The 11,998-nt window shown below is 63.3% G+C and carries 8 protein-coding genes; 5 read left to right on the top strand and 3 right to left on the bottom strand.

The window, feature by feature from the left end:
- Positions 1-4 precede the first annotated feature (4 nt).
- Positions 5-637 (top strand): flavin reductase family protein, encoded by a 633-nt coding sequence (locus tag Q6D67_RS03115; protein ID WP_304704111.1) that lies wholly within the window; start codon positions 5-7, stop codon positions 635-637.
- Between the two features lie 21 nt (positions 638-658).
- Here the strand turns inward: Q6D67_RS03115 and Q6D67_RS03110 are convergent, their stop codons facing one another.
- Positions 659-2,326: a DUF3336 domain-containing protein gene (locus tag Q6D67_RS03110; RefSeq protein WP_304704110.1), complete on the bottom strand. Its 1,668-nt coding sequence runs from the start codon at positions 2,324-2,326 to the stop codon at positions 659-661.
- Between the two features lie 234 nt (positions 2,327-2,560).
- Here Q6D67_RS03110 and Q6D67_RS03105 point away from each other — a divergent pair, with 234 nt between their 5' ends.
- Positions 2,561-3,631 (top strand): efflux RND transporter periplasmic adaptor subunit, encoded by a 1,071-nt coding sequence (locus tag Q6D67_RS03105; protein ID WP_304704109.1) that lies wholly within the window; start codon positions 2,561-2,563, stop codon positions 3,629-3,631.
- A gap of 27 nt (positions 3,632-3,658) precedes the next feature.
- Positions 3,659-6,706, top strand: a complete 3,048-nt coding sequence (locus tag Q6D67_RS03100; RefSeq protein ID WP_304704108.1) for an efflux RND transporter permease subunit — start codon at positions 3,659-3,661, stop codon at positions 6,704-6,706.
- Here the strand turns inward: Q6D67_RS03100 and Q6D67_RS03095 are convergent.
- Positions 6,672-8,555, bottom strand: a complete 1,884-nt coding sequence (locus tag Q6D67_RS03095) for a hypothetical protein (protein ID WP_304704106.1) — start codon at positions 8,553-8,555, stop codon at positions 6,672-6,674. The two genes, Q6D67_RS03100 and Q6D67_RS03095, sit on opposite strands and share 35 nt — an antisense overlap.
- A gap of 458 nt (positions 8,556-9,013) precedes the next feature.
- Here Q6D67_RS03095 and Q6D67_RS03090 point away from each other — a divergent pair, with 458 nt between their 5' ends.
- The gene (locus Q6D67_RS03090; RefSeq protein WP_304704104.1) at positions 9,014-9,478 is read left to right on the top strand and encodes a UrcA family protein; all 465 of its coding nucleotides are present in this window, start codon (positions 9,014-9,016) and stop codon (positions 9,476-9,478) included.
- A gap of 49 nt (positions 9,479-9,527) precedes the next feature.
- Here Q6D67_RS03090 and Q6D67_RS03085 read toward each other — a convergent pair whose 3' ends face one another.
- Entirely contained in the window at positions 9,528-11,117 is a 1,590-nt protein-coding gene (locus Q6D67_RS03085) for an acyl-CoA synthetase (RefSeq protein ID WP_304704103.1), read from the bottom strand.
- A 270-nt stretch (positions 11,118-11,387) separates the two neighbouring features.
- On the opposite strand from Q6D67_RS03085, the gene Q6D67_RS03080 reads away from it, so the two are divergent.
- Positions 11,388-11,998: DUF222 domain-containing protein (locus tag Q6D67_RS03080; protein ID WP_304704101.1), on the top strand; the 611-nt coding region annotated here is incomplete at its 3' end.

The following is an 11,998-nucleotide window of genomic DNA, read 5'->3' as shown; positions in this document are numbered from 1 at the left end:
GAACATGCTCTTCACCAGCACGGAAATCTCTGCCCTGGAAGCGCGCTATCGCGCCGCTCTGATCAACTCCCTCAGCGGCTTCAAGCCGGCCAATCTGGTGGGCACGGCGAATCGCGAGGGTCAAACCAACCTCGCTATCATCAGCTCTGTGGTCCATCTCGGCTCGCACCCGCCCTTGTTGGCGCTGATCGTCCGCCCCAGCCCGGTCGAGCGGCACACCCTTGAGAATATCCTCGAAACCGGTTGCTACACGATCAATCATGTCAGCGACCAGTTTATCGAGGCAGCACACCAGACCGCGGCGCGCTACCCCCGGGAGCAGTCGGAATTCGCGGCCACCGGCCTGGGGGAACACTGGATGGAGGGCTTTGCCGCGCCCTTTGTTCGGGAAGCCTCTATCCGCATGGGTCTGGAACTGCGTGAGCATCGGCAACTGGATATCAATGACACCCATTTCCTGATCGGGGAGATTGTGTTGGCGGAGGTGCCGCAAGGTCACCTGGGCGAGGATGGCTCGGTAGATATTTGCGCGGCGGGAACGGTCGCCTTGAGCGGCCTGGACAGCTATTACAGTACCCGGCGCCTGCGCCGCATGGCCTACGCCAAGCCCGACCTGCCCCCTACGCCCCTCGGCTAGGACGCTGCCCCGGCAGCGATTTCAGGCCGCTGCGGCCCGGTCGCCGCTGCTGCCGTCGTCTTTCTTGCTACCGCCCCGTGAGCGCCCCGGCTTGACCTGTTTGCGACTGGACTTGGCGCGGGGGCGGGGTTTGGCAGCCTTGTCGGCAACGCCGAGCATAATATCCCGCTGCGCCTCCCGATCTTCGCGAGTGGGCGGCGGCCGGCGCCGGGACGCCCGCGGACGGCGGTACTCCTCCGGGCCGGGCCTGAGATCCCCGTACTCGAAGCGGTGCAGAAGTTCCTCCATGGTACGGCTGATCTTGGTGCAGATGCGGATGGTCTCGACGTTGGGGAAGCAGGAGTGCTCCCCCCCCTGCATCAGCGCTATCAACTCCTGCTCGGATAGATGGGTCAGGATCTTCGCCGGATTGAACCAGCGAAAACTGGGGACGATATTGATGTCACCGCTGTATTCCTGGTCCAACAGGGAATGGATCCCGTTCATCAACAGGTTGAAGCGCGGCCAGTTGTCGCCCTTTTTCTGCACCATGCCACGATAGAAATTCAGGACCTCGCGGCCGATACCGACACCGAGGCTGCCCAGGGCCGCGGTCAGGCCGCTGGTTCTGCGATTGCCGTGCAGGAACGGGGTGGCGATCGGGTTGACCATACTGACAATGTAATGGTTGGTGCTGTAAAGACGCGACAGGCGCTTGGCCGGCAGGTCATCGGCGATCGAACCATCCACCCATTTGCGGGTCGGCAGGTAGGGCTGGGGCTCGCCGTGAACATTTTTCGCCATCAGCATCACCGGTGGGAAGACGCCGGGGACCGCACAGGAGGCCATTACCGCCGAGCGCACATAGACGTTGGGCGAGGTAATGGCATTCAGCAGCCGGGAGCGCTGGTGCGTCTCCGCCGGCGCCACGGTAACGCTGATCTGGCGCCCGGTCTTTTCGTAGGCTTCCTGGAAGGTCATATCCGGGATCAGGCGGGCGATGATGTTTTCGAGATCGTGCACATCGATCTGCGGGTTGCGGCCAAAAAACATGCGTGAGAATACGCTCGCTTCACGTTCGGCCTCAAAGTGCACGTTGTCCGGGTCGAAGAAGTGCTCCAGCTCGGCGTCGGTATGGGTCCCTACCACGCCCGCCACCAGCGAGCCGGCGCTGGAACCGGAGATCACCCGCGGCAGCAGACTCTGCTCCAGCAGCGTCTTCACCACACCCAGATGATAGAAGCCGAGGACCCCGCCACCACTCAACATCAGGGCGGAGCGGCCGAAGCAGATATTTGCGCGGTAGAAAAAGTCCAGCTTCTGTTGCAGCGTAACGTCATCGCTCTTCAATTCGGCAAGGAATCGGAGCGAGTCGTCCACTTCGTCTATATACTGCTCGATGAGGCGCTTGGTTCCGAACTTGGCACGCTGGTACAGGGTACTGCGACCCATCCCGCCCATGTTGCCGTGAATACCCTCGTTGAGGGTGAACAGCAGACCCTGGTAGTCGTGGCGCGAACGCAGGCTGCGCAGCCGATCCAGGCGCAGCCGGATCTGGCTGTAGTCATACTGGCGGGTCTGGTCGACCTCGCGCCAGCGCCGCATGCCGGACAGTTCATCGTGCTGCAGGGCCGCTTCGCGCCATTCGTCGTAGGAATTGCAGCCGGCCATTTGCCGTTCCAGCTGGGCGAGTTTGCGGGATGTTCTCACGGGCTGACCTCTCTGCCACTTCACCTTGTTCAAGCATACTGGAAACCCAGGCCCGGGCACAGGTTGAATCAGGCCACAGCAAGGCAGGGCTGGCGCGGTTCCGAGTCGGTCATTGTTACAATTTCTGTCGGTGCAAGCGTGGGCCAAAGCCCCTAAACTGCTACCCATCAAAACATCAGCCGTTGGCCTGTTCCCATTCCGTCGCCGGCATCAAAAAAAAAGAAGAGACCCGTTTTGCGCGCTTACCTCATAGCCATCGCCATGTTGTTGCTGATATTCGGCGCGATCGCCGCCTATCTCTATCAACAATTCTCCGGCTTCGCCAATCAGGGTTTCAGCCAGCCGCCGGTCACCGTGGCCGCAGCGGCTGCAGAGGAAAGCCTGTGGCCGGAGACGCTGACCGCGACCGGAAGCATCCGCGCAGCGCGTGGGGTCGAGCTCAGCAGCGAGGAGAGCGGCGAAGTCACGTCGATCGCGGTCCGCTCCGGGGATCGGGTGGCAGCCGGCGAACTGCTGCTGCAGCTGAACGACCGCGCGGAGCAGGCCAGCCGCGAACGCCAGCGGGCGGCCGTCGACCTGGCCCGGCTGCTGTTTGAGCGCGACGCCCGTTTGCTGGAGCAAAAGTCCATTCCCCAGACCCAGTTCGACCGCTCCCGGGCAGACCTGGAAGTGGCCGAGGCGCAACTGGCGGAAACCGAGGCCGTGCTGGCCAACAAGCAGCTGCGGGCGCCCTTTGCCGGCACCGTTGGTATCGTCAATGCCCGGGTTGGCGACTACGTTGAAGCCGGCACCCGGGTTGCGAGCCTGCAGGACCTGACTACGCTGGAGGTGGATTTTGCCGTGCCCGCCCGCTTCGCACCGCTGCTGCGGCCCGGCCTGCGGGTCAGTATTGCCGTACCGGGCTTTGAGCAGCGCCTGTTCGATGCAACCCTCACTGCGCTGGACTCGCTGGTGGATGCGGATACCCGCAGCCTGCTGTTGCGGGCAGAGCTGAAGGAAGGTGCAGGCCTGCTGCCTGGGATGTTCGCGAGAATCAGTATCGACCTGGACCGGACCGAAGCGCGGATCAGCGTGCCGGAGACCGCCATCACCTACTCCACCAGCGGCGACACCGTGTTCGTGATCGAGACGGGCGAAGAAGGCGGGCTGCAGGTACAGCCCCGGGTCGTGCGCATCGGCGCGGCAGCCAACGGCCGGATCGCCATTGTTGAAGGTCTGGCGCCCGGGGAGCGAATTGTGACCGCGGGCCAGAACAAGCTGTACCGCGGCGCCAGCGTACAGATAGACGAGAACGCACCGCTGTGATCGGCCACGACGCAACAGGAGCCTGAGGTGCGCTTCACCGATACCTTTATCCAGCGCCCGGTGCTGGCCCTGGTGGTCAGCGCGCTGATCCTGTTGCTCGGCATCGCGGCGGCCGGCAGAACGCCGATTCGGGAATTTCCCGAACTTGAACGCAGCGTTATCCGGGTGGTCACTGTGTATCCCGGTGCCAGCGCCCGCTCCGTACAGGGCTTTGTCACCACGCCATTGCAGACCACCATTGCCGGCGCCCGCGGGGTCGAGTACATGACCTCGACCAGCAACCCGGGCAACTCGGAAATCAGCGTGCACGTACGCCTGGGCGAGAACAGCAGCGACGTCCTCACCGAAGTGATCGCCAAGGTCAATGAAGCACGTTTCCAGCTGCCCCGGGAGGTATACGACCCGGTGGTGACTACCGGTGGCGGCGGCGACGCCCTGATCTACCTCGCGTTCTACAGCGAGCAGATGACCACGGCGGAAATATCCGATTACCTCGCGCGCAGCGTGCAGCCGGAGCTGGCGACGCTCGAGGGCGTCGGCACCGCCGAGATTCTCGGCGGCAGGTTTCCGGCCATGCGGATCTGGCTGGACCCGCAGCGCATGGCCGCCCACGGCGTGACCGCCGCCGATGTGCATGCGACTATCAGCCGGGACAATTTCATAGCCACGGCAGGCAGCACGGAAAGCGAGCTGGTCCGGGCGACGGTGGATCCGCGCACTGACCTGCAAACGCCGGCAGAATTTGCTGCGCTGACTGTGTTTAGGCAGGGCGACCGCCAGGTGACACTCGGGGATGTCGCCGAGATTGAACTGGCCGAAGAAAACAGCCAGTTCCAGACCCTCTCCAGCGGCCGGGAGGCTACGTTCATCTCCATTACCACTACCCCTGACGCCAACCCGCTGGCGGTGAGCGCAGCGGTGCACGGCGCCTTGCCCGCGATCACCGCGGCATTGCCTGCCGATCTGGAGCTCTACCTGGATTGGGACGGCACCATCGCCATTGATGCGGCGCTCACGGAAGTGCGCAACACTCTGCTGGAAGCGGTGCTGATTGTGATTCTGGTGATCTACCTGTTCCTGGGCTCCCTGCGCGTAGTGCTGATACCGCTGGTGGCCATTCCGCTGTCCCTGATTGGCGTGGTGTTCCTGATCTTCAGCCTCGGCTTTTCACTCAATCTGCTGACCCTGCTGGCCATGGTGATTGCCATCGGCCTGGTGGTCGATGATGCCATTGTCGTAGTGGAAAATGTGCACCGTCACATAGAGCACGGCATGCCGCCGACGGCAGCCGCCATTCAGGGCGCGCGCGAGGTCGCCTGGCCGGTGGTGGCGATGACCCTGACCCTGGCCGCGGTCTATGCGCCCATCGCCTTTATCGGCGGCCTGACCGGTACCCTGTTCAGCGAATTTGCCCTCACCCTGGCCGGTGCCGTGCTGGTCTCGGGTATCATCGCCCTGACCCTGAGCCCGATGATGTGTTCGCGGCTGCTCAAGGACCAGGCCCACCAGGGGCGCTTTGCCAACTGGCTGGATCATCATTTCGAGCGCTTTACCCTGGCCTATCAGCGCCTGCTCGCGCACTGCCTGGACAACCGCGGCGCCGTGCTGATGTTCAGCATGGTGCTCATCGCCAGCCTGCCGGTGCTTTTTTCGCTGGCGCGCGAAGAGCTGGCGCCGGAAGAGGACACCGGCGCTCTCTATGTCGTCGCCAGTACGCCGCGCTACGCCAACCTTGAATATATCAACCGCTTCCTGGATCAGGTGGTGGATATCTGGCGCGAAATCCCAGAGGTCAGCCACTCCTGGCAGGCAGTCGCTCCGGATTTCAACTTCGGCGGCCTCACCCTGACACACTGGAGCGAGCGCGAGCGCACCCAGCAGGAGGTTCAGGCGGAATTTCAGCAGCGGCTGGGCAGCATCGCGGGCCTGGAAGCCTTTTCCTTCGGGACGCCGGCGCTGCCCGGCTCGGATGCCGGGCTGCCCGTCAGCTTCGTGGTGGCATCCACGGCCGATCACAGCGAGGTGCATCAGGTCGGCGTGAATCTGCTGGCAGCGGCACGCGAGTCGGGGCTATTCATCTTCGTCAACCAGACCCTGGCCCTGGACCGGCCCGAGATCGAAGTGCGAATAGACCGGCCGCTGGCCTCGCGCCTGGGAATTTCCATGGAGGAAATCGGCCAGACCCTGGCCGTAATGCTGGGCGAGGCGGAAATCAACCGCTTTGAACTGGACGGCCGCAGCTACAAGGTGATACCCCAGGCTGGCCGCGACTTCCGCCTCACCCGGGAGGCGCTGGAGCAGTATTACCTGCGCACCGCCAGCGACGAACTGGTACCCCTGTCCGCGCTGGTGACGCTTGACTCGCGGGTCGAACCCAACGAGCTGAGCCAGTTCCAGCAGCTCAACAGCACCACCATCCAAGGCATGATGATGCCGCCAAACTCACTGGGCGACGGGCTCGCCTTCCTGCAGGAAGAGCTGCAGGAAATTGCCCCCAGCGGTTTCCGCGCGGGCTACACCGGGGGCTCCCGGCGCTTCGTTGAGGAAAGCGCCTCCTTCCCGCTGCTGTTCACCCTGGCCCTGATCCTGATTTTTCTGGTCCTGTCAGCCCAGTTCAACAGCTTCCGCGACCCGCTGGTGGTGCTGGTAGGCGTGCCGCTGTCCATTTTTGGCGCAACGGTCCCGCTGGCTCTCGGTTTCGCCACCCTCAACATCTATACCCAGATCGGGCTTCTAACCCTGATTGGTCTGATCAGCAAGCACGGAATTCTGATCGTGGAGTTCGCCAACAATCTGCGCCAGGATGGCAGGAGCCACCGGGATGCGGTACTGGAAGCGGCCGCCCTGCGCCTGCGCCCCATCCTGATGACCACCTTCGCCACCGTGCTCGGGGTCTTGCCGCTGGTGATCGCCACCGGCGCCGGCGCCAACAGCCGCTTCAGCATCGGCCTGGTGATCACCGCCGGCATGCTGGTCGGGACCCTGTTTACCCTTTTTATTCTGCCTGCCTACTATCTGCCGCTGCGGCAACAGCGAGCCGTCACCGAACCCCTGGGCGTAACTCCCTCCGCCTGACGCTGTCGGCGGCAGCGTCCCTGCCCTCACGCACTGGCACCACACCCTCGGCGCGCATCCGTGCCAAAACCTCCCGCTGTTCGGCCACCTGAGCCTGCCGCTCCCGGAGCAGCTGCTGCAGCCGGGGTTCCTGCAAAAGCGGAACAAATCCGGGGTGGTTGGCGATGATCCAGTGCCAACCGGCAAAGATGCCGCCATTGACAACTGCGTCCTCCAACACCGCAATTGCTTCATCATTGAGTCCCAGACTCACACCGGCGAGGGCGTGGGCCAGAGCCTGGTAGCCAGGTATGCAACCCCGGGACGCTCGCGGCGTCGCGTTTAATTCTGTCCACAGGCGGCCGATCAACGCGTGGGCCTCAGCGTCGTAGCGCGGCCCGTACCAGACCAGCACCAGGTGCAGCAGGTGATAGCGATCGAAGGGGTCTATAGCTTGCGGCAAGCCACCTTCATAGTTGAAGCGCTCGCCGAGATAGCGGCGGGCGCGGGCGTAATCACCGCTGACCATCGCTGCGGTAAGGACTGAGTTGGTCTGTGCCCAAAGGCTAAAACTACCCTCGATTGTGGCGGGGTCGACCCCATAGATCATCTCTCCGGCCGCGGCGTGATTACCGAGAAAATGCTGTTCCCGCCAGCGGGCTTTGAAGCTGTCGCCGGCCACCTCACGGGCTGCCGCCAGTTCTCCCAGATCCAGGTAAGCGATGTGCAGCCGCTCCCGCACCCAGTCGGCACGGGGATCCAGGGCCAGCGCCTCTTCCCCCAGGCGAACTCCGTCGGCCAATTCCCCCCGCCAGCCGGCGATACCCCCCAGCATGACCAGCCCGGAGCGAAAGCGCGGGTTGACCCGCAGCGCCTCACGGGCAAGCTCCGCCGCCTGCTCGAGGTCACAGCTGTCCAGCATCATCAGCGCCTTGGCGTAGTGGCCACGGGGCCATAGAGGGTCTAGGGAGCGGGCCTGGTCTATCAGCAGCAGAGCCTCATCCCGCCGCCCGGCCTGGAACATCAAATTTGCGAGCAATTCATAGGCCGGGGTATAGCTCGGGCTGAGCGCAATGCTCTGGCGCAGGTCCTGCTCCATCAGCGCCTCCTCCCCATCCGGCCGCGCCCGGGCGCGCAGCGCATACACCTCACCCAGTTGCGGATCCAGTGCCATGGATTTCTCAACCAGGGCCAGCGCTGTGCCGCGGATACACTCCAGTTCTGCACTACCCCGATCATTGGCCTGCATCATCATCGCTTCCGCCAGACGCGTGTAGGCCGGGGCGAAATCCGGCGCCAGGGAAATGGCGTTCTGCAGGTGGCCGATGGCCGCCTGCACATCAGCTGTGCCCCAACTGGCCATCAACTGCCGGGCCTGCAGGTACTCAAGATAGGCTTCGGCCCCGGCGGGCCCGGCACTCTCCAGGGCCCGGCCAAACAATGGCTCTGGCTCCACCAGCACCACCTGCAGCGCCCGCGCCACCTGGGCGGCAATATCTGCCTGCAGCGCAAACAGGCCCGAGACGCTGCGACTGAAGTTCTCCGACCAGAGCTGGAAGCCCGTGCTGGCTTCGACCAGGCGAACATTGATGCGCACCTGGTCTGCCTCGCGGCGAACGCTGCCCTCTACCAGATAGCGCACGCCCAGGGCTTCCCCGACCTCCTGCGGACTGTAGCGTTGATCGCGAAACTGGAACGAAGAACTGGACGCGGGCACCCGAAAAGCGCTGAAACGGCCGAGCAGGGCCAGCAGCTCTTCCGCCAGACCGTCGGCCAGATAGGCGTTGCCCGGCGCCTCACTGAGGTCAACGAAGGGCAGCACCGCCAGGGTGTAGGGCAGCGCGGTGGGGATACCACGCGATCGTGCCATACCACCGCGATCAGCTGGTCGTGGCTGAGGACTTCGCCGGGATTGGCCAGAAAATGTTCCAGCAATGCTGCAACTCTGGGTTCCAGGACAAAAGTCTGTCCACCCCGCTCCAGCACCCGGGTGTCGGGGCAAAAACTCCAGGCACCGAAACGCAATTGCCGGGCCATGTCACCTGTCCTGCTGCACACCTGCAGTAACATTGCTCAGAATAGTCGTGCCTGCAGGCAGGCGCCAGCCCCCAGGCGGCCCCGGTGAGGCCCCCAATTCGCTCTCAAGCCATTGATTTCACTACCCTCACAGTTCCATCACAGAGAAATCACAGCTTCCTCCGAGTTAAATCACAGCACCATCCGGCGCTGCGTCACCGCCTGTGCTGCACTTGGCTCCGGGCTGCACAACCGGGCAAACCGCCCGGCAGAAAGTCCGCTAGCGAAAGCCAAACGAGCGAGGAACACATCATGAACACTGTAAAAAATGAGAACCCCACGAAAGTACCCCTGGGTGCCACCGCGATCCTGTCACTGGCGTTAGCCCTGCCACTGGTCACCAGCCCCACAGTCGTCGCGGACGACTACGGCCGCAGGTTGGAGCAACCCTCCGCCGGGGAAACCAGGGTCAGCTCCCTGCGCTTTCCCGCTGCAGGGCGCTCTGAGCGCTCAGCGACGGTCACCTGGGCGGATCTTGACCTGAACCGGCCCGCGGGCCTGGATCAGCTTTACCTGCGCCTGGCCCAGGCAACCACCACCGTATGTGCACCGCGGGCGGACATCCGCAACGCCGCGATGAACAGGGACCGCAAGGCCTGCCTGGAGACAGCAATGGATAACGCGGTGAGCCGCGTGGGTCATTTGGGTCTTGAGGAAATGCACGCCAGCAGGACGGGCCGCAGCGTTCAGCCCGGGCAGGAAATCGCCGGGCGTTGACGCCGCTGACTGCCTGCACTCGCGGTGACTGCGGCTGCAGGCCGCTACATTACTCTTCCGGGGAGCGCTTGCCGGGGTCGATCGTGTCACCCTTTTCGTCCGTGCGGGTGGCACCCCGGTAGGCGTCCGCCAGATGCCGCTTGTACATTTTACCGTTGTCCATTCGCGGCAGCTCCTGGTGGAAATCCAGCGATCGCGGCAGCTTGATATGGGAGATGCGCTCGCGCAACCACTCCATGATTTCAATGGCGACCTCGTCGGTGGAATCGGCCCAGTTCAGCGGCTGGATCACCGCCTTGACCTCCTCCCCGAACTCTTCGTTGGGGATGCCGAACACGGCCACGTCCGCCACCTTGTCGTGGGTGATCAGCAGGTTCTCGATCTCCTGCGGGTAGATGTTGACGCCGCCACTGATGATCATGAAATGCTTGCGATCGGTCAGGTACAGGAAGCCGTCCCGGTCGAGGTAGCCGACATCGCCGGTGGTCGCCCAGCCGTGTTCGTTAAAGGCTTCGGAGGTCTTGTCGGGTTCGTTGTGATACTTGAACTGGGCCTGTTCGCCACTGAAATACACCGTGCCGATCTCGCCGGGCGGCAGCTCATTGCCGTCGTCATCGAGAATATGGATATCGCCCAGCAGGGAGGGACCCACGGAGCCCTTGTGGGTCAGCCAGTTGGCGGAGTCGATAATGGTGATGCCGATGCCCTCGCTGGCGGCGTAGTACTCGACGATGACCTCACCCCACCACTCGATCATCTTCTCTTTTACCTCGATCGGGCACGGGGCCGCGGCATGGATGGCGAACTGCATGCTGCTGACGTCGTACTTGCTGCGCACCTCTTCCGGCAGCTTGAGCATGCGTACAAACATGATCGGCACCCACTGGCTGTGGGTCGCCCGGTGCTCCTCAATCAGCGCCAGCGCGGCCTCGGGTTCGAATTTCTCCATCACCACGGTAGTGCCGCCCTGGTACAGGGTCATCATATTGTAGTGCAGGGGTGCGGCGTGGTAGAGCGGCGCCGGTGACAGGTAGACCGTTTCCTCGCTGAAGCCAAAGGCGGCCCCCAGACTGCCCGCCAGTGGGTGCGGGGTATTGACGTCATCGTCGGCGGGCGGCAGGAACACGCCCTTGGGCTTGCCGGTGGTGCCGGATGAATACAGCATCGGTACCCCGTTGGCCTCGTCGGCGATGCGCTCGGCGGGCTGCAGGCCGGCGCTGTCATCCCAGGACTCAAAGCCGTCGATTATCCCGTCAACCATGTAGAAGTGGCGGATGGTCCCCTTAGCGGCAGTCAGCACCTCTTCGGCCACGCCGGCCAGGCCATGGGAGGCGATAAACAGCTTGGCGCCGCAATTTTCGAGAATATAGGCGGTTTCATCGCGCTTCAGGTGGGTGCTGATGGGGGTAAAAATCAGGCCTGCCCGCTGCGCGCCCCAGCAGATCTCCAGGAACTGGCGGCAGTTCAGCAGCATCATGCCAATATGGTCGCCCTTGTTCAGGCCCAGCGAGCGAAACAGCTGCGCCGCCTGGTTGCTGCGCTCGTCGAGTTCAGCATAGGTGACCATCTCGCCGGAGCCACCCATGATAATGGCCGGCTTGTGGGGGTAGGTTTCAGCAGTTATCGCGGGGTGTGGCATGGTGGAATCCTTATGGTGGGCAACGCAATCGAGCAGCTCATCATAAGGTGCCCCACCCGGCGAGGCAACGCGTCACCTCGGGCGTCAGGCAGTTATCTGACCTTGGCGGAATTGAGGCAATGATTGGGGAGAGGAGTGGCTGGGAGGCTTGGGCCGCTTTTGGTTGATATCCCGATCGCAGGGTGGCCGAATTTGATGGAACGCGTTTCTTGGGGTGGCAGTCCGGCTTGGCTAAAATACTGGTTATACATACAGCATTGGAGCCTTCTCATGGGCATACCGGCGATTGTGGAAGATTGGCCCCAGCGGCTGACCGGGGCACAGCTGGGTCAGGCGATCACTCTCCTCTCAGCACAGATCAATGCAGCGAATCACCGCTTGTTGCGGTTGATAGCGGAGTTCGATCGCTGTGGTGGTTGGCGCGAGCAGGGAACAATGCGTTCCTGTGCCCACTGGCTGGTGGCCCATTGCGGGATTACGCTGGGGGCCGCGCGGGAGAAGGTGCGGGTGGCGCGGCAACTGGAAGTGCTGCCCGAGGTCAATGAAGCCTTTTCGGAGGGCGGCATTTCCTATTCCAAGGTGCGTGCGATCACCCGTGCGGCCACGCCGGAGAATGAGGGCTTCATGGTGCACCTGGCACAGCAGAACAGCGCCGGGCATCTGGAAAAGCTGGTGAGCAGGTATGAACCAGTGGCGGAGCCGGGGATGGGGGAACTTCTGGAATGGGGGCCGGAGGAGGTTGCGGCTGCCGGAGTGTCGGGCGAGCAGGCTGACAGTGACGCGCCGCCGCCGGAGCTGGATGCTGAAACCATGCGCGAACTGGCCCGCGAGCTGTACTGGTTTCAGGACGAAGACGGCATGTGGATTATTCATGCCAAATT

Origin of the sequence: Haliea sp. E1-2-M8, from assembly GCF_030649675.1 — a bacterium.
GTDB lineage: Bacteria > Pseudomonadota > Gammaproteobacteria > Pseudomonadales > Halieaceae > Haliea.
Note: the sequence above shows the minus strand (reverse complement) of the source record. Positions and strands in the feature narration are given on the sequence as shown.